Source organism: Enterococcus sp. DIV1059_2 (genome assembly GCF_051713685.1).
Lineage (GTDB): Bacteria > Bacillota > Bacilli > Lactobacillales > Enterococcaceae > Enterococcus_D > Enterococcus_D casseliflavus.
On sequence record NZ_JBIOQK010000001.1, the window covers coordinates 1,810,521 to 1,831,404 of the forward strand.

17 protein-coding genes are annotated in these 20,884 nt (G+C 42.4%); 13 read left to right on the forward strand and 4 right to left on the reverse strand.

All coding sequences use genetic code 11. The features are described 5' to 3' along the window. Positions 1-35: 35 nt before the first annotated feature. The 3 genes from clpX (at position 36) to IGI72_RS08400 (ending at position 2,988) form a co-directional block, all read left to right on the forward strand. On the forward strand, positions 36-1,280 hold the full coding sequence (clpX, locus tag IGI72_RS08390) for an ATP-dependent Clp protease ATP-binding subunit ClpX (protein WP_010748174.1): 1,245 nt from the start codon (positions 36-38) through the stop codon (positions 1,278-1,280). A 70-nt stretch (positions 1,281-1,350) separates the two neighbouring features. Next, positions 1,351-1,935: a ribosome biogenesis GTP-binding protein YihA/YsxC gene (gene yihA / locus IGI72_RS08395; protein WP_005225967.1), complete on the forward strand. Its 585-nt coding sequence runs from the start codon at positions 1,351-1,353 to the stop codon at positions 1,933-1,935. Between the two features lie 171 nt (positions 1,936-2,106). Then, a complete protein-coding gene (locus IGI72_RS08400; protein ID WP_428214419.1) occupies positions 2,107-2,988 on the forward strand; it encodes a helix-turn-helix transcriptional regulator in 882 nt (293 codons plus the stop codon). Positions 2,989-3,101: 113 nt separating this feature from the next. Here the strand turns inward: IGI72_RS08400 and IGI72_RS08405 are convergent, their stop codons facing one another. Next, the gene (locus tag IGI72_RS08405; protein WP_010748176.1) at positions 3,102-3,278 is read right to left on the reverse strand and encodes an SPJ_0845 family protein; all 177 of its coding nucleotides are present in this window, start codon (positions 3,276-3,278) and stop codon (positions 3,102-3,104) included. Between the two features lie 129 nt (positions 3,279-3,407). On the opposite strand from IGI72_RS08405, the gene IGI72_RS08410 reads away from it, so the two are divergent. Next, positions 3,408-4,739 (forward strand): hypothetical protein, encoded by a 1,332-nt coding sequence (locus IGI72_RS08410; protein ID WP_438753834.1) that lies wholly within the window; start codon positions 3,408-3,410, stop codon positions 4,737-4,739. A 42-nt stretch (positions 4,740-4,781) separates the two neighbouring features. Here the strand turns inward: IGI72_RS08410 and IGI72_RS08415 are convergent, their stop codons facing one another. From IGI72_RS08415 to IGI72_RS08425, 3 genes are read right to left on the reverse strand one after another with little or no spacing between them, the layout of a single operon-like run. Further along, positions 4,782-6,707, reverse strand: coding sequence for a PTS fructose transporter subunit IIABC (locus IGI72_RS08415; RefSeq protein WP_010748178.1), 1,926 nt, complete (start codon positions 6,705-6,707; stop codon positions 4,782-4,784). A 13-nt stretch (positions 6,708-6,720) separates the two neighbouring features. Continuing rightward, positions 6,721-7,638, reverse strand: a complete 918-nt coding sequence (pfkB, locus tag IGI72_RS08420; protein ID WP_428214417.1) for a 1-phosphofructokinase — start codon at positions 7,636-7,638, stop codon at positions 6,721-6,723. Continuing rightward, positions 7,635-8,390 (reverse strand): DeoR/GlpR family DNA-binding transcription regulator, encoded by a 756-nt coding sequence (locus tag IGI72_RS08425; protein ID WP_005225973.1) that lies wholly within the window; start codon positions 8,388-8,390, stop codon positions 7,635-7,637. Before IGI72_RS08425 ends, pfkB begins: the two co-directional genes overlap by 4 nt. 205 nt (positions 8,391-8,595) lie before the next feature. Here IGI72_RS08425 and IGI72_RS08430 point away from each other — a divergent pair, with 205 nt between their 5' ends. From IGI72_RS08430 to IGI72_RS08470, 9 genes are all read left to right on the forward strand, one after another. Next, positions 8,596-10,062, forward strand: a complete 1,467-nt coding sequence (locus IGI72_RS08430; protein WP_015509620.1) for an alpha-amylase — start codon at positions 8,596-8,598, stop codon at positions 10,060-10,062. Between the two features lie 211 nt (positions 10,063-10,273). Beyond that, a complete protein-coding gene (gene pcrA, locus IGI72_RS08435) occupies positions 10,274-12,517 on the forward strand; it encodes a DNA helicase PcrA (RefSeq protein WP_005225975.1) in 2,244 nt (747 codons plus the stop codon). Positions 12,518-12,530: 13 nt separating this feature from the next. Then, complete coding sequence (gene ligA, locus IGI72_RS08440) at positions 12,531-14,561, forward strand: NAD-dependent DNA ligase LigA (protein ID WP_438753837.1); 2,031 nt, start codon at positions 12,531-12,533, stop codon at positions 14,559-14,561. Positions 14,562-14,776: 215 nt separating this feature from the next. Next, positions 14,777-15,082: an Asp-tRNA(Asn)/Glu-tRNA(Gln) amidotransferase subunit GatC gene (gene gatC, locus IGI72_RS08445; RefSeq protein WP_005225977.1), complete on the forward strand. Its 306-nt coding sequence runs from the start codon at positions 14,777-14,779 to the stop codon at positions 15,080-15,082. After that, positions 15,082-16,554: an Asp-tRNA(Asn)/Glu-tRNA(Gln) amidotransferase subunit GatA gene (gatA, locus tag IGI72_RS08450; protein WP_428214414.1), complete on the forward strand. Its 1,473-nt coding sequence runs from the start codon at positions 15,082-15,084 to the stop codon at positions 16,552-16,554. Before gatC ends, gatA begins: the two co-directional genes overlap by 1 nt. Continuing rightward, on the forward strand, positions 16,551-17,981 hold the full coding sequence (gene gatB, locus IGI72_RS08455) for an Asp-tRNA(Asn)/Glu-tRNA(Gln) amidotransferase subunit GatB (RefSeq protein ID WP_438753839.1): 1,431 nt from the start codon (positions 16,551-16,553) through the stop codon (positions 17,979-17,981). Before gatA ends, gatB begins: the two co-directional genes overlap by 4 nt. Positions 17,982-17,991: 10 nt before the next feature. Further along, complete coding sequence (locus IGI72_RS08460; protein ID WP_010748185.1) at positions 17,992-19,026, forward strand: diacylglycerol kinase; 1,035 nt, start codon at positions 17,992-17,994, stop codon at positions 19,024-19,026. A gap of 370 nt (positions 19,027-19,396) precedes the next feature. Next, complete coding sequence (locus IGI72_RS08465; RefSeq protein WP_010748186.1) at positions 19,397-19,696, forward strand: YlaN family protein; 300 nt, start codon at positions 19,397-19,399, stop codon at positions 19,694-19,696. 2 nt (positions 19,697-19,698) lie between these two features. Next, positions 19,699-20,862, forward strand: a complete 1,164-nt coding sequence (locus IGI72_RS08470; protein ID WP_005225982.1) for an FtsW/RodA/SpoVE family cell cycle protein — start codon at positions 19,699-19,701, stop codon at positions 20,860-20,862. Positions 20,863-20,884 lie beyond the last annotated feature (22 nt).

The following is a 20,884-nucleotide window of genomic DNA, read 5'->3' on the forward strand; positions in this document are numbered from 1 at the left end:
TAAATAGGTTGGAAAATTTTCAAGGGGTGAACAGTATGTACGATAATACAAACGGTAATGAAGCTGTTCGTTGTTCTTTTTGTGGCAAAACGCAAGAAGAGGTGAAAAAGATCGTTGCAGGTCCTGGGGTCTATATCTGTAATGAATGCATCGATTTGTGTAAAGAAATCATTGATGAAGAGTTTTACGAAGAAGCAATTCGTGAATTTACCGAAGTGCCGAAACCGCAAGAACTACTGAATGTTCTCAATGAATATGTGATTGGACAAGATCGTGCGAAACGGACATTGGCTGTGGCGGTTTACAATCACTACAAACGGGTCAATGTAGAAACGACAGCAGAAGATGTAGAATTACAAAAAAGCAATATTTGCTTGATCGGACCAACAGGTTCTGGGAAAACATTTTTGGCACAAACGTTAGCACGTTCACTAAACGTGCCTTTTGCAATCGCTGATGCAACCAGTTTGACAGAAGCCGGCTATGTCGGTGAAGATGTGGAAAACATTCTTTTGAAACTGTTACAAGCTGCTGATTATAACGTAGAAATGGCAGAAAAAGGAATCATCTATATTGATGAGATCGATAAAATCGCCCGTAAGAGTGAAAATGTATCGATTACTCGTGACGTATCCGGTGAAGGTGTGCAGCAAGCATTGCTGAAGATCCTAGAAGGAACGACTGCTAGTGTACCGCCACAAGGTGGACGAAAACATCCACATCAAGAGATGATCCAAATTGATACCACCAATATTCTCTTTATCGTTGGTGGGGCGTTTGACGGAATCGAAACCATCGTTAAAAACCGTTTAGGTGAAAAAACAATTGGTTTTGGCACGAACAATAAGCGCCTTGAAGAAGGCGAAAGCGTGATGCAGCAAATCATTCCTGAAGACTTGCTTAAATTCGGTTTGATTCCTGAATTTATTGGCCGCTTGCCAGTGATGGCTGCGCTAGAGAAATTAACAGTAGATGATTTAGTGCATATTTTGACTGAACCAAAAAATGCGCTGGTCAAACAATACCAAAAGTTAATGGCATTAGATGACACCGAGCTGGAATTTGAGCCAGAGGCTTTGCGTGCCATTGCTGCGCAAGCCATTGAGCGAAATACCGGTGCTCGTGGGTTGCGTTCGATCATCGAGAATATCATGATGGATGTCATGTTCAATGTCCCTTCTGATGAGTCGATCCAAAAAGTCACCATCACGGAAGAAGCGGCAAAAGGACTTGGTGAACCAAAAATCATTTACAATGAAGAGACCAAAAAAGCAGTCTAATCGAGACCAAGTCGGATAGTTTCATTGCTATCCGGCTTTCTTTTTGAAAAAAATAGAAAGGAGCGATTCGATGAAAGTACATGATGCTGAAATCGTCATCAGTGCCGTTTCTCCAGCACAATATCCAGCTACACCTTTACCGGAGATTGCCTTAGCAGGCCGCTCAAATGTCGGAAAGTCATCCTTCATCAATACATTGATCAATCGTAAAAATTTAGCCCGTACCTCATCAAAACCTGGGAAGACGCAAACGCTGAACTTTTATTTGATTGAAAATACGCTGCATTTTGTCGATGTCCCCGGCTACGGCTATGCAAAAGTATCGAAAACAGAGCGAGCGAAATGGGGGAAAATGATTGAGACATATCTTGAACAAAGAGAGCAACTGCGTGCAGTCGTATCTCTTGTTGATTTGCGTCATGCCCCCTCACAAGAAGATATTCAAATGTATGAGTTTTTGAAATACTACGAGATTCCAGTGATCGTGGTCGCCACCAAAGCAGACAAAATCCCTCGTGGGAAATGGAACAAGCATGAAAGCATGATCAAAAAAGCATTATCCTTTGATCCAGCAGATACGTTTATCCTCTTTTCTTCCATTACCAAACAAGGAAAAGAAGAAGCTTGGAAAGCGATTGAAGCAGCAATAAAATAAGTATCATTTAGGAAACCGAAGCAAGAAAGTCCTTTGCTTCGGTTTTTCTCATTTTACATTGGAAATCAGCTGATTTAAGCTATTCTACGCAGCGTAGAGTGCTGAATTTGCTCCATTTTAGCGAAAATCTTCTTGTTATTTGTTAAACTTGTAACAAGGAGGTGTGGTCGAATGCATGAATCATTAAGTAAAAAATTAAAAGAGTATCGATCAAGACATAATTTAACACAGAAGGAATTAGCTGCGAGGTTATTTGTTTCTGATAAGGCCATTTCAAAATGGGAACGAGGAAATGGGTTGCCAGACATCGAGACATTGGTCCGTCTAGCCGATTTATTAGGCACACCAGTGGAAGACCTATTGAAAGAAAAGAAAGAAACCTACTATTATGAATACAAAAGTGAACGGACGGTTCTGCGGCTTCCATTAATGCACATTTTGATTCCTAATTTATTCTTATTACTGAATCAAGTGACGAGCGTTCGAGAGTTTTTTGTTCTAATGAAAGAGTTACCAACTGCCAGCGGCTGGTTTAGCCTTGGTGTCAAAGCCAAAGGGGTTATTGCTTTGGGGGTTGTCAGTTTAGGCTTTTTATCGATTGGCTTATTGTCCTTCGGAATGTTGGGAATTGGGACAGTCAGCACCGGTGTCATTGCAATAGGGAACCTCTGTTTTGGCTTTTTAGTTGGGATTGGCAATCTTGCTGTCGGCTCGATCGTTGTTGGTAATCTTGGCATTGGCTGGCTCGCTCTAGCAAATGTCGCAATTGCTTGGATTGGGGTTGCTAATTATGGTGTAGGGAGCTTTATGGCTGTTTTACCCGCAAATTCAACCACGGAAGATTTTAACCAAGCGATTCAACAGCTCTTAGTCTCAGAGATCCCTGACTTGATTAAAACCACTATCTTTGAACCAATGATTCGTTTTACAAGCTCACCGATTTTTGTGGTGATCTTCGTGATGACGATCTTAGCAACCATCTTTTTTATTCTTTGCTTGTTGACCATTGGCTTGGTGCGATTACGTCAAAGCATGTTGTATGAAGAGCTATAAGAAAACCTTTAGATGATGATTCTGATCGTTGAACTTATGTAGCTTCAGTGGCTCATTTTCTATTTCGACAAGTAAAAAAAGGCAAGGGACTGACGCGTCCTTTGCCTTTTTTATTAGTCTGCTTTCTTACTATCTTTAGGTTGTGTTTTTTTCTTTTCATCAGATTCGTTTTTCAAGAAACGCTCAATATCGTTTTCCTGCTTTTTCTTGTCTTTGTCGTTATCGGGAAGAAAGGCAAAATCATCAAACATTTTATCTAGCGAGTCTTCTCGTTGGAATTTTAAGCCCATAGGTTCACCTCCAAGCGCCTTAAGTTTACCACGAACGGTGGTAGATTTCATCAAAAAAAAGCGAAATAGTGTTCAATCGTTTCCCCCTTTACTATAATTAAAGAAAGGGGATAGAAAAGAGGGGTAGCGATGATCAAAACTGAAAAAATCTATGGCTTTCTACAATCAACCCAAATGGAAGCAGCACAGTTGCGTTTGTTGATTGAAAATTGGTTCGCTTTGGTTCGTCTTAGCTATCAGCCGACGGAATACTACTACAATCAGCAAGCAAAGAAACCTTATGATTTGGATGAGGTCAGTCAACTACTGCATAGCGCCCCTGAAAAAATCAATACGGAATTGATTGTGACGGACGGCCAAAATGAGTCCAGTATCCATATTATTCAAGAGGCTGTTTTACAACGGCACCTGTTTACGAAAGACGTATTTTCCACGCAAAAACCCGTGATTTTAAGTTACTTCGATGAAACGATGCAAAGAGAGGGCTTGTTCGGCTATTTGCGTTCATATGATGAGTACTTGATGCATAACGTCGAGGGAATCGAGAAAAGGCAAAATTTTCAATCGATTGCTGAAATCAACGCGTTACCGAAGCGGAAAAATTTTGAACAAGAAATCGTCATCGACTGCAATCAGTTTTCTGGTTACGACGTCTTTTACAATGGCTATACACTGACTTCTTGCTGGCGCATGTACTTTTCGGCATTCTACGCACATATCATTCCTCAGGTGATCATTACTGATGCGCAGCAGGTGGAGCAAGTGCAGGTAAGAGACCAAGGGGTTGTGATGGTGGAATTGTATCGAGATCCTTTCCAGTGGGATCACGAATTGAACCTATCCTACCAGCGATTGTTTCGCGATCAAACTGGAATCGATCAATTGACTTGGGATAACGGGGTGGGTATTTTGAGAGAACCATATATTGAATATGCCTTTGGCGATCACTTGATCCAAACCATTCAATACCAAAATGATCGACTGCAGCCAACAACAAAACGCAGCGCGACACATTTTGTCACCAGAAGCTTCGACCTCGTGAACGAAGAGTATCAAGAGCGGCGAGTGAAAGGGTATCTGAATGCCCAAGCGTATTTTCCTTGGGTGGATCAAGAGCGGTTGCGCATGATGGATTATATCGTATTAAAGCCAGAACTAACGATAGACGATGGGGTAGAGGCTTATTCATTCTATATTCGTAGTCATCTTGAGATTGAATATTCAGAGGATCGTTTTAAAGACTATACTGCTTGCCTGCAATTTTATTTGCCAGAGACTGCTTTGAAGCACTTACCGCTAGATGCTTTGAAAGCGGCCATGCCTGATGTTCATTTTGGCTATCTGCACCGCACGCGCAAATATACATGGGTCAATCTAAAGAAGGATGGGAAAAAACTACGAGTGTATTTTATGAACACCCAAAAGCTAGTCGAGCAGCAGCTTTTTACCAATCAAGAATGAAAAAGACCCGCAAGATCACGAGGATCTTGTGGGTCTTTTCAATTAAGCTGTTTGCTCAGGCGCTTTTTTCAACAAACCGAATACGACGCCAGAAACGATCGCACCGATCAAGATGAATAGCAAGAACAAAATTGGTTTAGATAATAATAGGACAACGAAGATCCCACCATGTGGCGCCATCAATTGGATATCAAAGGCACCGACAAGTGCACCAGTCAGGGCAGAACCGACGATAAAGCTTGGGATCGCTCGCAGTGGATCTGCTGCTGCAAATGGAATCGCACCTTCTGTGACGAAGGACAGCCCCATGACGATATTTGTCAAACCTGCTTCTTTTTGGTCTTTTGTAAATTTATTTTTGAACAATAACGTTGCGACAAAGATTGCTAATGGAGGAACCATTCCGCCCGCCATTACAGATGCCATCACGACGCTACCACCTTCAGCAACGGTCGTTGCCAATGTTGCAGTACCAAAAACATAAGCGGCTTTGTTGATTGGGCCGCCTAGATCGGCTGCCATCATCGCTGCTAACAAAGCGCCAAGTAAAGCTGCGTTGGTACCACTTAAGCCAGTCAAGAAGCTGTTCAAACCGTCGTTGATAGCTTTCATTGGCACGTTGATCAGTAACATCAAGAAGCCAGTGATCAATAGGCCGAAAACAGGGTAGAAGAGGATCGTTTTGATTCCTTCTAATGATTTTGGTAAGCCTTTGAATAATGAACGTAAGAACTTGATGACGTAACCAGCTAAGAAACCGCCGATCAAGGCACCTAAGAAACCAGCACCACCTGTATTTGCTAACGCACCTGCTGCAAAACCGACGATCAATCCAGGTCGGTCACTTATACTTGAAGCGATAAATCCAGCTAAGACAGGTAGCATAAAACCAAATGCCGCGCTACCGATTTGATTGAACCAAGAAGCTGCTTGGTTGTAGTTTCCTAATTGACTCAAGGCATCTTGAGGGACACCCATGAACTGGTCCACCATGAAGGAAATAGCGATCATGATTCCACCGGCAATAACAAATGGCAGCATATGAGAAACACCATTCATCAAATCTTTATAGATTCGTTGACCGACTGAACCATCAGCAGAAGCGTCCTCTTTATCAGAAGCTTGGCCGCTACCATGAAAAACAGGAGCAGTACCGCTCATTGCTTCATTGATTAATTGCTCGGTTTTACGGATACCATCACTGACAGGACGGTTTACTAAATGTTTGCCGTCAAAGCGATCCATTTCTACTTTTTTATCAGCAGCTACGATTACACCAGTAGCTCGGGCGATATCAGCTTCTGTTAGACGATTTTTGATTCCTTCTGAACCATTTGTTTCGACTTTGATGTCAACACCCAGCTCTTTGGCTTTCTTTTTCAAAGCATCTTCTGCCATGTAGGTATGGGCGATTCCTGTCGGGCAAGCTGTAACTGCGACGATATAGGGACGTTCGCTAGCGGGTGCTGCTTCTTGGTTTGCCGCTTCTTCTGCTAAAGCATCGGCTTCTTGCTGTGCCTCAGCTTCTGAGAAAAGTTGCTGTACTTGATCAGCAGTCGTCGCTGTTTTTAATTTAGCAACGAAGTCTGGATCGATCAACAAGCGAGATAGCGCTGCTAATGCTTGTAAATGAGTATCATTTGCTCCTTCTGGTGCTGCGATCATAAAGAAGAGGTACGTTGGTTGTCCATCTAACGCCTCATAGTCAACACCCGCATTACTTTTTGCGAATAAGACCGTTGCTTCTTTGACCGCACTGTTTTTGGCATGAGGCATTGCGATGCCGTCACCTAGCCCTGTTGATGTTTGAGCTTCTCGGGCAAGAATTCCTTCTTTGTAGACCTCGATATCTGAAATTCGTCCGACAGCATATAATTTTGCTACCATTTCATCAATGGCACCTTTTTTGTCTGTTGCTTGTAAGTCCATAATCATGGCATCTTTCAGCATCAACTCATTGATTTTCATTTTTTCCATCCTCCTATAGATTCACTTGTTCAATTATGACTTCCGGTAGTAATTCTTCGATAAATGACGCCTCAGCTAAATCATCTGAAAACGCAGTGGCACTGCCACAAGCGACTCCCCATTTGAATGCTTCAACCACATCTTTGGTCTTTGCATAACGCCCAATGAATCCAGCAATCATGGAATCTCCAGCGCCGACTGAATTTTTCAAAGGTCGTTTCAACACATTGGATCGATAGATCTCATTGCCAGTAAAGAGCAGGGCGCCATCGCCGCCTAGAGAGACAATGACATTTTTAGCGCCATCCTTTAGCATTCTTTGACCATAAGGCAAAATATCTTCGATTGTTGAAAAAGAAGTTTCATAAAGTTCGGCTAATTCATGATTATTTGGTTTGATCAGCAAAGGCTGATCGGATAAAGCATCAAAAAGTTCCGCGCCGGTCGTATCAATGACAAATTCCGCACCCGCTTCTTTAACGATTTTGATCAATTCTTTATAAAAGTCGGTTGGAAGACCAGCTGGTTTACTTCCTGATAGGATGACGATGTCTTCGGCAGAAAGAGTGGCTAATTGGTGTTTCAATTCAGCAATTTCTTGCTGGCGAATGACTGGACCAAGACCGTTGATTTCTGTTTCTTCGCCGGATTTTAGTTTGATATTGATTCGTGTGTCCGCAGCGACTTGGGTAAAGTTGCTGTTGATTTCCTCTTTGGTCAGCCACTCTTCAATAAAACGACCAGTAAATCCGCCAACGAAACCAAGGGCAGTCGAGGCGATGTCGATGCGTTTCAAAATCCGTGAGACATTGATTCCTTTGCCGCCAGGTAGTTTAAAGTCTTGTTTCATTCGATTAAGGGCGCCGATTTCCAAATGATCGACATGGACGATAAAGTCGATCGATGGATTGAGTGTTACTGTGTAAATCATTGTATTACCTCCATAATGGTTGTTTTTGCTCTGAATTTCGCTAAATAGTTTTTTGGGCAATAATCGGTGATGATCGTCGCACCTTCGATAAAGGCAACTTGAGCAAAAGTCGTTTGCTGAAATTTGGAATGGTCTAGCAAGACATAGGCTTGTTGGCTGTGCTCTAAAGCGATCTGCTTGATCAGGGCTTCTTCAGGATCAGGTGTTGTGAATCCAGCCTCAGAATGAGCCCCGTTCATGCCCATAAAGCAACGATTAAAGCGTAGTTTTCGCAGTTGTTCACCAGCATTGATCCCTAACACAGCGTTCGTCGATATCTTAATGGTTCCCCCTAAAATCATGGTGTCGATCCCGTGATCGATCAATAGGGAAGCGTGTTTGACGGAGTTTGTGACCACCTTAAGGCCTGTGATAGCCGATAGGAAAGGAATCATTTCGAGGGTCGTTGTTCCAGCATCTAAGTAAATGACTTCACCATTTTTGATCGTCTGGGCAGCTGCTCTTGCTATCTTTTGCTTTTCCGTTTGAAACTTCGCCGTTTTTTCTGACATGTTTGGTTCGAAGCCTAATTGCTGACTTTTCTTGGCTCCACCGTGAATTCTGACTAAAAATCCTTTGTCTTCCAACTCTTGCAGGTCTCGACGGATCGTTGATTCTGAAGCATCTAACAGTTGAATCAGTTCACTGACCTTGACGATCTCTTCTTGTTCCAATCGTGCCAAAATCGCTTGATGACGCTCCTCTGTAAGCATTTTCATCACCTCTTCACCTGCCATGATACCATATGATTCGTTCAAAATCAATCATAAACAGTAAAAAACATTCAAAATGAAAGCGTGAATAAATGGAATCGGTCATAAACGGTCATGATAACCGTCATTTTGATTTAATAGCTATCCTTATATTTGACAATTTTTACTATTATTTGGCTTAATTGAACTAAGGGGGGATAAATAAATGAATAACAAAGTCATTTTACAAGGGTTCGAATGGGACCTGCCGGCAGATAGCCAGCACTGGAACAAATTGAAAGAAATGAGTAAAGAAATCAAAGAGTATGGATTTACCGCAATTTGGCTGCCGCCTGCCTATAAAGGGACAGCTGGGTCCGAAGACGTTGGGTATGGTGTCTATGATTATTATGATCTAGGCGAATTCGATCAAAAGGGGTCGGTGCCAACAAAATATGGGACAAAGGATGAATACCTAGAAGCCATCAAAGCACTGCAAGAACAAGGAATAGAGGTTTATGCCGACATCGTTTTCAATCACTTGATTGGTGCCGATGAAAAAGAAGTCGTTCCAGCGGTTAAATACAATACCGAAAACCGTAATGAACCGATCAGTGATGAGGAAGAAATCGAAGCTTGGACCAAGTTCACATTCCCAGGACGTCAGGGGACGTACAATGATTACGTTTGGACGTGGCATAATTTTTCTGGTGTCGATTATGATGACCGCAACAAAGACCACGGGATTTTTAACTTCGCTGACAAGGGCTGGGAAAACCAAGTGGATGATGAGATGGGCAATTACGACTACTTAATGGGTTGTGATTTGGACATGGAAAATCCCGAAACAGTGGAACAACTCAATAAATGGGGCCAATGGTACCAAGAACTGACCGGCGTTGACGGGTATCGACTAGATGCGGTCAAACACATTGAGTTCAACTATTACGCGGATTGGATCTTAAACCGACGCGAGGAAAAAGGCAAACCACTATTTGTTGTCGGAGAATATTGGTCAGGGGATCTGCCAAAATTAGAAGAGTATTTAGATTCTTCAGGAAATTTGATTTATTTATTTGATGTGCCATTGCACTACAATTTATATGAAGCATCTCACTCAAATGGCGAATACGATATGAGCCAAATTTTTGCAGGTACGTTGACCGCCGCTCGCGAAGATTACGCAGTGACTTTTGTGGATAATCATGACACGCAGGTTGGGCAAAGTTTACAATCTTGGATAGACGGATGGTTCAAAGTCCATGCCTATTCATTGATCCTTTTACGTAAAGCTGGCGTACCAGTAGTTTTCTGGGGGGATTTATTTGGGATTCCCGCGCAAGAAATCGCCCCTGTCGGGGATGCGCTGGTCCATATGCTGAAACTTCGGGAGAAGCTTGCATTCGGGAATCAAGTCGATTATTTCGATGATCCTAATTGCATTGGCTGGGTATTAACTGGCGATTATGAACATGAGCTTTCTGGATTAGCGGTCGTGATGACCAATGCCCAAGGAGCGGAAAAAGAAATGACTATCAGTGCGATCCATGGTGGAGAGACATTCGTGGATATATTGAGAAACAATGAAGCGAAAGTTGTTTTAGATGATACCGGAAAAGGTGTTTTCCCGGTCAATGATGGGCAAGTCTCGATTTATGTAAATGAAAAACTAGTAGAGAAGTACTTTAGTTAACCAAAATCTTCAAACGAATAAAAAGGCTGGTAGGTTTACAGCCTTTTTATTATGTAAACAAACCAAGCCTGCTTTCTCTTGAAAAATCGCATGAATCGTAAGGGAAAAAATCAAAGCGCTTTTAATTAAAAGTTTTCAAAGCGTTCGGTTTTCCACTTTCCCGGATAATGCTATAATTGAGAAGATTGAGAAAGAAAGGATGTTTAAAATCATGTCATCCAAAAGTGAATTACTTGAACGCATGAACCCACGGCAAAAAGAAGCCGTTATGCATACGGAAGGACCGTTGCTGCTGATGGCAGGTGCAGGAAGCGGGAAGACCCGTGTCCTAACCCACCGAATCGCCTATTTAATAGAAGAAAAAAATGTAAATCCATGGAATATTTTAGCCATCACATTTACGAATAAAGCGGCACGTGAAATGAAGGAACGGGTCAGTCAACTTTTAGGATCAGGTGGAGAAGACGTTTGGGTTTCAACCTTCCACTCGATGTGTGTCAGAATCTTGCGCAGGGATGTTGATCGTATCGGCTATTCGAAGAATTTTACCATCATTGACTCTTCTGAGCAAAATACACTGATGAAACGGGTATTAAAAGAATTGAATATCGATCCCAAAAAATATGATCCTCGTTCTATTTTGGGAACGATCTCTCATGCAAAGAACGAGCTGTTGACACCTGAAGCTTACCAAGCCATGGAAGGTAGTCTATTTGAGCAGATCGTAGGTCGTTGCTATGAAAAATATCAAAAAGAGCTGCGAAACAATCAATGCATGGACTTCGATGATTTAATCATGAATACGATCCGCCTCTTCCAAGACAATGAAGATGCGCTGCAATTTTATCAACGGAAATTCCACTATATCCATGTCGACGAATACCAAGATACCAACCACGCCCAATACACGCTGGTCAATTTATTGGCCGCTCGTTTTCGAAATCTTTGTGTTGTTGGGGATGCGGACCAAAGTATTTACGGTTGGCGTGGTGCCAACATGCAAAATATTTTAGACTTTGAAAAGGACTATCCAGATGCCGCAACGATTTTGTTAGAGCAAAACTATCGTTCAACGCAAACGATTTTAAATGCGGCAAACCAAGTAATCAAAAATAACCGCAACCGTCCAGATAAAAATCTATGGACAGAAAATCATGATGGGGAAAAGATCACTTATTATCGCGGGGATAGTGAACGAGATGAAGCGCGATTTATCGTCAGTGAAATGCAAAAACAAATTGCAGAAAAGAACCGTAAATTCGGTGATTTTGCGATATTGTATCGGACCAATGCCCAGTCACGGATCATTGAAGAAATGCTTTTAAAGGCCAACGTTCCTTATACGATGGTCGGCGGCAGAAAATTCTATGACCGCAAAGAAATCCGTGATATTTTGGCCTATTTATCGGCGATCGCCAATCCGCGAGATTCCATCAGCTTAGAGCGTATCATCAATGTACCAAAACGTGGGATCGGTGCGACATCCGTCGAGAAACTACGAGCGTTTGCGAATCTTCATGAATGGTCATTGTTAGAAGCAGCCATGAATGTCGAGTTAGCGAATATTTCTGGAAAGGCTGGCAAAGAATTAGGGAGCTTTGGGATGATGATGGATGGCTTCGCCCAGATGGTTCCTTACCTATCAGTAACCGAACTGACGAAAGAAATATTAGAAAAAACGGGTTATCGTCAAGAGTTAGTCAACCAGAATAATTTAGAAGCACAAGCTAGACTTGAAAACTTGGAAGAATTTTTATCGGTTACCCAAGAATTCGACAAACGATTTGAGGCGCAAAATGAAGACGATGCAGATGCACCAGATGAGAAGTTGAGTGTTTTCTTAAATGACTTAGCTTTATTGTCAGACGTCGATAGTTATGAAGAAGAAAGTAGTCAAGTGACTTTGATGACCTTGCATGCTGCAAAAGGACTAGAGTTTCCGGTGGTATTTTTGATCGGGTTGGAAGAAAATATCTTCCCGCTTTCTCGTGCCTTAATGGAAGAAAGCGAGCTCGAAGAAGAACGGCGCCTTGCTTACGTGGGAATCACTCGTGCCGAGGAAGAGCTCTTTATGACCAACGCTTTTTCCAGAACATTATACGGTCGGACCCAATACAATCGTCCGTCTCGGTTTATCGAAGAGATCGAACAAGATCTGCTGCAATCATTAGGCGAGCGTTCACAGCCGAAAGCTGCTGCACCGTTTCAACCAAAAGTGTTCAAACCGAGCTATACACAACCGCGTCAAACGACCGTCGCTTCTAAACAACAGACTTCTGCAGCTGGTAATACTTGGCAAGTAGGCGAGAAAGTTCAACATAAAAAATGGGGAATCGGTACCGTCGTTCGGACGACTGGCAGCGCGCAAGATGTTGAATTAGATGTGGCGTTCCCACAACAAGGCGTCAAACGATTGTTGGCGGCCTTTGCGCCGATTGAAAAAGTTGAAAAATAAGGAGGATATTAGGATGGATGTCCCTTCAAAAGAAATCCAATCACGAGCAGAAGAGCTGCGCACACAATTAAATAAGTATGCTTACGAATACTATGTAAAAGATCAGCCTTCCGTGGAAGATTATCTCTATGATCAGCTATATGCAGAACTGGTTGAAATTGAAACCAATTATCCGCAGCTAGTAACCGAAGACTCACCCACCCAACGAGTAGGCGGTATCATTTTACCTGGCTTTGAAAAGGTCACGCATGATATTCCGCTGTATAGCCTGAACGATGTCTTTGACAAAGAAGGAATCGTGGCTTTTGATGCCCGTGTTCAAAAAGCACTGGGGAAAGCGGTAGATTATGTCTGCGAGTTAAAGATCGATGGATTGTCAATTTCCTTGAAATATGAAGAAGGGCGCTTTGTTCGTGGAGCAACTCGAGGAGATGGTACGGTAGGTGAAAACATTACAGAAAACCTAAAGACCGTCAAATCGATTCCACTGAAATTAAAAGAACCGATCTCGTTGGAAGTTCGTGGCGAATGCTATATGCCAAAGGCTTCGTTTTTGAAATTGAATCAACAGCGAGAAGAAGAAGGGGCGGAAGTTTTTGCCAATCCTAGAAACGCAGCGGCTGGAAGCTTGCGACAATTAGACACACGGATCGCAGCCCAAAGAAACTTAAGCACCTTCTTGTACACACTAGCTGACTTTGGACCAATTGAAGCCGATGATCAATTTTCAGCATTGAATGAACTGGATCAATTAGGCTTTCGTACAAATCACGAACGCAGAGTGTGTCACACCATCGATGAGGTTTGGGCATATATCGAAGAGTTTCATGACAAGCGCAGTGAGCTTCCCTATGAGATTGACGGCGTAGTCATCAAAGTCAATAATTTCAAAGATCAAGATGCGCTAGGCTTTACCGTAAAAGCACCCCGATGGGCGGCGGCATATAAGTTTCCACCGGAAGAAGCGGAAACAGTGATCGAAACGATCGAATGGACCGTGGGACGGACGGGTGTTGTGACACCGACCGCTGTTATGACACCTGTTCGTGTTGCTGGAACGACGGTCAGCCGTGCCAGTCTCCATAATGTAGATTTCATTAAAATGAAAGACATCCGCATTGGCGATTCGGTCATCATCTATAAGGCGGGGGACATTATTCCAGAGGTTGCGAAAGTCTTGGAAGAAAAACGCACAGAAGCAAGTCAACCCTTTGAATCGCCTACACATTGTCCCGAATGTGGGAGTGAGCTGATCCATTTAGATGAAGAAGTTGCCTTGCGTTGTATCAATCCAAAGTGTCCAGCACAGATCAAAGAAGGACTCAGCCATTTCGTTTCACGGAATGCTATGAACATTGACGGTTTAGGGCCCCGTGTTTTAGAGCAAATGTTCGATAAATCCTTAGTTAAAGATGTGGCCGACTTGTACTTTTTAACAGAAGAACAATTGTTGACCCTTGATAAAATCAAAGAGAAATCAGCCAATAACCTGTTGCGGGCGATTCATCAAAGTAAAGGAAATTCGGTTGAACGTTTGATTTTTGGGCTAGGCATCCGTCATGTCGGTGCGAAAGCGGCTCGGATTTTAGCAGAACATTTCGGTGATCTGCGGGCGCTCAGCAAAGCCAAGGAAGAAGAAATCATTTCGCTAGAAGCTATCGGCGCAACGATTGCTGAAAGTGTCGTCACGTATTTTGACAATCAAGAAGTTCACGACCTGTTAGATGAACTTGAAAGAGCGGGTGTCAACTTTGCTTATTTGGGGCTTAGAAATGAACAGTTGGAAGACGTCGAATCACCATTTAAAGAGAAAACCGTCGTTTTAACAGGAAAATTAAGTCACTTCACTCGTGAAGAAGCCAAGGAACGAATTGAAAATCTCGGTGGGAAGGTAACAGGGAGTGTATCGAAAAAGACCGATATCGTTGTTGCTGGGGAAGAGGCAGGCAGCAAACTGACCAAAGCACAATCCCTAGGTGTCACCGTTTGGGATGAAGCTCAAATGGTGGCTGCGATCGAAGGCAGTCATTCGGCAGATCAATAACCTTTAAGCATTGTCACAGACGAGAAGCAGTTGTTTTTTCTTGTCTAATTGAAATCATTTCTTCCCTGCACTACGAGGAAAGAAATGATTTCTGCTTTTATTTACAATTATATTTGATAATTTTCAAATTCTATTTCATGATTTGTTAAAAAAATGATACAATACATTGGAAAAACGTAAACGTAGATTACGGATACGAGAAAGAGGAGGATTTTATGGCGATCAGCGAAGAACAAGTCAAACACGTTGCCAAACTAGCAAAACTTTCATTCTCAGACGATGAATTACATGAGTTTACCTCTCAGCTAGGGAAAATTATTGATATGGTTGAAACACTTGAAGAAGTGGACACCACAGGAGTACCATTCACATCGAATGTCGCAGAAACGATTAACGTGATGCGTGAAGATGTAACGACCGGCGGCTGGGACCGTGATGAATTAATGAAAAATGTTCCAGAATCCGAAGAAGGCTTTATCAAAGTGCCTGCAATCATTGATAATGGGGAGGCGGGTGCCTAATGACTGAATTATATAAAAAAAGCTTAGAAGAATTACACAGCTTATTAGTGTCAAAGGAAATTACTGCAACAGACTTAACGAGCGAAACCTTTGCTCGCATTAAAGAAACAGAGCCGAAAGTCGATGCGTTTCTAGCGTTGAATGAAGAAAAAGCGCAGGAATTGGCACAAGCCATCGATCAAAAAGGCATCACTGAAAGCAATGTGTTGGCGGGAATTCCAATCGGAATCAAAGACAACATCGTTACCAAAGATTTGCGGACAACAGCTGCTTCTAAAATCTTAGGTAATTTTGATCCAATTTACGATGCGACCGTTATGGACAAAGTTTATCAAGCAGACATGATTCCAGTTGGTAAGTTAAATATGGATGAATTTGCCATGGGCGCAAGTACCGAAACATCGTTCTTTAAGAAAACGAAAAACGCTTGGGACGAAACAAAAGTACCTGGTGGTTCATCAGGTGGCTCGGCGGCTGCCGTTGCAGCTGGACAAGTCCCCCTATCATTAGGTAGCGATACGGGTGGTTCGATTCGTCAACCAGCAGCTTTCAATGGAATCGTCGGGATGAAGCCAACCTACGGACGGGTTTCTCGTTTTGGTCTGATCGCGTTTGCATCATCTTTAGATCAAATTGGTCCGATGACGCGTGGTGTGAAAGACAATGCCTTTGCATTAAATGCCATCAGTGGGTTTGATGCGAGAGATAGTACGTCAGCAGGCGCTGCTGTTCCTGATTTTACAGCAGGTTTGACGGGTGATATCAAAGGTATGAAAGTCGCTTTGCCAAAAGAATACTTAGGTGAAGGGATCCAAGCAGGCGTTCGAGAAGCAATCTTAAAAGCAGCGGACACTTTCCGTGAGTTAGGAGCGACTGTGGAAGAAGTCAGCTTGCCACACTCAAAATACGGGGTAGCCGTTTACTATATCATCGCTTCTTCTGAAGCAAGTTCTAATTTGCAACGTTTTGACGGTATTCGTTATGGTTTCCGTTCAGAAAATGTCAGCAATCTAGAAGATGTCTATGTCAATTCTCGCAGTGAAGGATTCGGGGAAGAAGTAAAACGCCGGATCATGTTAGGTACGTTTTCACTAAGTGCTGGCTACTACGATGCCTACTTCAAAAAAGCCGGTCAAGTACGGACGTTGATCAAACAAGATTTCGATAAGGTCTTCAGCCAATACGACTTGATCATTGGCCCAGCTTCCCCAACGGTAGCATTTGGTATTGGAGAAAACATCAATGATCCGATCACCATGTACTTGAATGATATTTTAACCATTCCTGTGAACTTAGCAGGACTGCCAGGGATGTCGATCCCAGCAGGTTTTTCTGAAGGACTGCCAGTCGGCTTGCAGATCATTGGGAAACATTTTGATGAAGCAACCATGTATAAAGCGGCTTATGCCTTTGAACAAGCAACTGATTTCCACACGAAAAAACCAGTGATTTTAGGAGGGGATAAGGCATGAACTTCGAAACAGTCATTGGGCTTGAAGTCCACGTAGAATTAAAAACAGAATCAAAGATTTTTTCTCCAGCACCTGCTCACTTTGGCGCTGAACCAAATAGCAACACGAATGTGATCGACTGGGGCTATCCAGGTGTTTTACCAGTAATGAACAAAGCGGCTATCGAATTTGGGATGAAAGCTGCGCTTGCGCTGAATTGTGAAATCTCAAAAGAAACGCATTTCGACCGCAAAAACTATTTCTATCCCGACAATCCAAAAGCGTATCAAATTTCGCAATTCGATCAACCGATCGGTCATGATGGGTGGATCGAGATCGAAGTGGAAGGCAAAAAGAAAAAGATTCGCATCGAGCGAGTTCATTTGGAAGAAGATGCTGGGAAAAACATGCACGGCAAAGGCGGTTATTCTTATGTTGATCTAAATCGTCAAGGAACCCCTTTGATCGAGATCGTTTCCGAAGCGGATATGCGTTCACCAGAAGAAGCATATGCGTATCTAGAAGCGTTGCGTTCAATCATCTTGTTTACAGAAGTATCCGATGTGAAGATGGAAGAAGGTTCCATGCGTTGTGATGCGAATATTTCGTTGCGACCTTACGGCCAAGAACAATTCGGAACAAAAACAGAACTGAAAAACTTAAACTCTATGTCCTTCGTGAAAAAAGGGTTGGCATTTGAAGAAAAACGCCAAGCCAAAGTATTGCTTTCTGGAGGCGAGATCCAACAAGAAACTCGACGTTTTGATGAAGCAACCAGCAAAACCTTATTGATGCGTGTCAAAGAAGGTTCTTCTGATTATCGTTACTTCCCAGAACCAGATATCCCACGGTTTGTGATCGATGATGAATGGATCGAACGTGTACGTCAAAGCTTGCCAGAAATGCCGCAAAAACGTCGTGCCCGTTACATCTCTGAATTGGGCTTACCAGAATATGATGCAATGGTCTTGACTTTATCAAAAGAAATGTCCGATTTCTTTGAAAAAACCATCGATGCTGGTGCTGATCCTAAACAAGCTTCTAACTGGTTGATGGGTGAAGTTTCAGCGTATCTGAACAGCGAGAAATTGGAACTGCCAGAAACGAAATTAACCCCAGACAATTTAGCGGGAATGATTCGTTTGATTGCCGATGGCACGATCAGTTCGAAGATTGCGAAAAAAGTCTTCAAAGAATTGATCACAAACGGCGGCTACGCTGAAGAAGTCGTAAAAGCCAAAGGATTGATCCAATTATCAGATCCTGCGCAATTACTACCAATGATCAATGAAGTATTAGATAATAACCAACAATCCGTCGATGACTTCAAAAACGGAAAAGACCGCGCAGTCGGTTTCTTAGTTGGTCAAATCATGAAAGCAACCAAAGGACAAGCGAATCCAGGCGTTGTGAACAAGCTGTTGCAAGAAGAACTAGCAAAGCGATAAGAGGCAAGCGATGAAAAGAGCAAGAGTAATCTACAACCCGACATCTGGGAAAGAATTGATTCGAAAAAACTTAGCAGATATTTTAGATGTTTTGGAAACTGGCGGTTATGAGGCGAGTGCATTTGCCACGACCGCTGCGCCATTTTCCGCTCGTGATGAAGCAAGAAGAGCCGGCGAAGCTGGTTTTGATTTGGTGGTAGCTGCCGGTGGGGATGGCACGATCAATGAAGTCGTCAATGGGATCGCTCCTTTAGAAAAGCGACCAAAAATGGCGATCATTCCTGGAGGCACGACCAATGACTACGCACGAGCGCTAAAGATTCCCCGTACGGATATCAAAGCAGCTGCGGAAGTGATTTTGAAGCAGCAGACAGTGAAAATGGATGTCGGAAAAACACCCAACACGTATTTTATCAACATTGCTGCTGGTGGGCACTTAACGGAATTGACCTACGATGTTCCTTCTGAACTGAAAAGTGTTTTTGGCTACTTAGCTTATCTAGCAAAAGGAGCGGAATTACTCCCTCGTGTCAAACCAATCAAAATGCATCTAAAGTATGAAGACGGAGAATACATTGGCGGAGCGTCGATGTTCTTTTTAGGGCTGACGAATTCAGTGGGGGGCTTTGAACAGATTGCGCCTGATGCAAAGCTTGACGATGGGAAATTTTCGTTGATCATTGTCAAAACGGCCAATATTTTTGAGATCGTCCACTTAGTTGCTTTAATGATGAATGGTGGAAAACACATCAACGATCGTCGTCTGATTTATACGAAAACATCTTTTCTTGAAGTAGACGCACCAGAACAGGTCAATCGTTTAATGATCAACCTTGATGGCGAATACGGCGGAGATGCTCCTATGCGCTTTGAAAACCTACACAATCATATTGAGTTTTTTGCAAATGTCGATCAAATCCCTGACGATGCGGTCGTTGGTGAGCAAAATTATCAAGAGATGAGCGAAGGTTTTATTAAAGAAGTCGAACGTCTTTCCGATGAGGACATCAATGGGGATGGCAAGATCGGCGATGAAACAAAGTAAACGATTTTTCTTTTCATGCGAGTTGAAAGAACAGGGACTTTTGGACCTGTTCTTTTTTTAAAACGTAATTGTGGAAAAGCAGGCACCGATTTTTTTTCGAATACTTGATAGAATAGCTTTTCTTAAATTTTAGTAAAGGACGTTTTTTATAAAGTGTTTCACGATCTGCCTTTGTTTCACGAGATCGGGCGCGGATCATATAAATAAAACGAATAAAATTTCCAAAACACGAATGATAATCATCAAAAAGCGAACTTTTCGAATATATGCTCATTAAAGTTCGTTATTTCCGTATTTCTATCCAATCTATGGATGCAAAAGCGAATAAGAATATGCTATAATGGTGAAACGAAGAAATGGGGGGACCGGAATGGAGCAAATCGATTCTACAAAAGCGCTTGATCTGCTGAGAGATGACGCAGAACGAATCAAAAAGCTGATCCGAAACCAAGAAAATAGTTTATGTATCGCACAATGCAAAGCATTTGAAGAAGTGGTTGATACCCAGATGTATGGTCTATCACGACAAGTGGCATTTGCGATCCGCTTGGGGATCGTTGATAATCAAACAGGGCAGCAATTGATGGCGGATCTTGAAAAAGATTTGAACCAATTGTATAGCGAGGTCTACGAGGACCAGCGGACACCTGACATCGGCAAGGAGGCATAAACTTGCCAGAGAAAGTAAAGAAAAGACATTTATTAGATTATAGTATTTTATTACCATATATTGTTATGTGTGTCACGGGCTTGATGATGGTTTATAGTTCCACATCTTACGTTGCGATGACCGCCACACAACCGACCACAGCTGCTTCTTACGTCATCAATCAAACATTATTTTGGTTGGTGAGCCTAATAGCGATCACTGTCATGTATAAAATGAAAACGGATGTTTTTCGGAACAAAAAATTTGTCCAGATCGCCATGATCGTCATCTTGTTTTTATTGATCGCTGCCTTTTTTTTCCCAAGAAGAAATGGGGCACTCGGTTGGTTATCGATTGCTGGCTTTTCTATTCAACCAGCAGAGTATTTAAAGTTTATTGTGATTTGGTTTTTATCGGTGACGCTATCTTATCGTCAAAAAGGTATCCAACAAGAATTTTGGAAAACGGTTTGGCGTCCAATCGGAATCGTTTTTGTCTACACCGGGATCATGGCACTTTATCCCGACTTAGGGAATGCTGTAATCGTTATGTTGCTGGCATTTGTCGTGTTATTGTCTAGCGGATTGAATTACCTTTATACCTTAATATTAGGTGTGGCAGGTATTATCGGTAGTATGTTGATCGTCTTGTTTGTGAATCTAACCGGTGGTAAGCTTTTACCCGACTATGTCTATAGTCGTTTTTCATCTTTTTTGAACCCGTTTGCTGATGAATACAATACAGGTCATCAAATGGTTAATGGGTATTACGCAATGTTCAACGGTGGGCTGTTCGGGCGCGGGCTTGGAAATAGTATCCAAAAACGTGGCTTCTTAAACGAAGCGCACACCGATTATATATTTTCGATCGTTATGGAAGAATTAGGGCTGATTCCATCGATCATCATTTTAGGTGTTTTGTTCTATATGGTGGGACGGATCTTTCTTGTCGGTATTCGTTCAAGAGATCCCTTTAATTCCATGATGTGTATAGGTATAGGGACATTATTTATGTCTCAGATTTTTATCAATTTAGGTGGAATCACTGGTTTGATCCCATTGACGGGAATCACTTTCCCATTTCTAAGTCAAGGTGGATCAAGCTTGCTGATGCTATCGATTTGTATCGGTTTTGTGTTAAATATCAGTGCCGAAGAAAAGAGGAAACAGGTTTATTTGAATTATTGATCAATTGAATGGAGTGGATTAG

Coding starts and splice junctions, on each gene's coding strand:
- pfkB (WP_428214417.1), bottom strand. CDS start 7,638: ATGATTTACACAGTAACACTCAATCCATCGATCGACTTTATCGTCCAT.
- gatA (WP_428214414.1), top strand. CDS start 15,082: ATGACTGAATTATATAAAAAAAGCTTAGAAGAATTACACAGCTTATTA.
- IGI72_RS08400 (WP_428214419.1), top strand. CDS start 2,107: ATGCATGAATCATTAAGTAAAAAATTAAAAGAGTATCGATCAAGACAT.
- IGI72_RS08425 (WP_005225973.1), bottom strand. CDS start 8,390: ATGCTTACAGAGGAGCGTCATCAAGCGATTTTGGCACGATTGGAACAA.
- IGI72_RS08430 (WP_015509620.1), top strand. CDS start 8,596: ATGAATAACAAAGTCATTTTACAAGGGTTCGAATGGGACCTGCCGGCA.
- clpX (WP_010748174.1), top strand. CDS start 36: ATGTACGATAATACAAACGGTAATGAAGCTGTTCGTTGTTCTTTTTGT.
- ligA (WP_438753837.1), top strand. CDS start 12,531: ATGGATGTCCCTTCAAAAGAAATCCAATCACGAGCAGAAGAGCTGCGC.
- pcrA (WP_005225975.1), top strand. CDS start 10,274: ATGTCATCCAAAAGTGAATTACTTGAACGCATGAACCCACGGCAAAAA.
- gatC (WP_005225977.1), top strand. CDS start 14,777: ATGGCGATCAGCGAAGAACAAGTCAAACACGTTGCCAAACTAGCAAAA.
- IGI72_RS08465 (WP_010748186.1), top strand. CDS start 19,397: ATGGAGCAAATCGATTCTACAAAAGCGCTTGATCTGCTGAGAGATGAC.
- yihA (WP_005225967.1), top strand. CDS start 1,351: ATGAAAGTACATGATGCTGAAATCGTCATCAGTGCCGTTTCTCCAGCA.
- IGI72_RS08405 (WP_010748176.1), bottom strand. CDS start 3,278: ATGGGCTTAAAATTCCAACGAGAAGACTCGCTAGATAAAATGTTTGAT.
- IGI72_RS08415 (WP_010748178.1), bottom strand. CDS start 6,707: ATGAAAATCAATGAGTTGATGCTGAAAGATGCCATGATTATGGACTTA.
- IGI72_RS08410 (WP_438753834.1), top strand. CDS start 3,408: ATGATCAAAACTGAAAAAATCTATGGCTTTCTACAATCAACCCAAATG.
- gatB (WP_438753839.1), top strand. CDS start 16,551: ATGAACTTCGAAACAGTCATTGGGCTTGAAGTCCACGTAGAATTAAAA.
- IGI72_RS08460 (WP_010748185.1), top strand. CDS start 17,992: ATGAAAAGAGCAAGAGTAATCTACAACCCGACATCTGGGAAAGAATTG.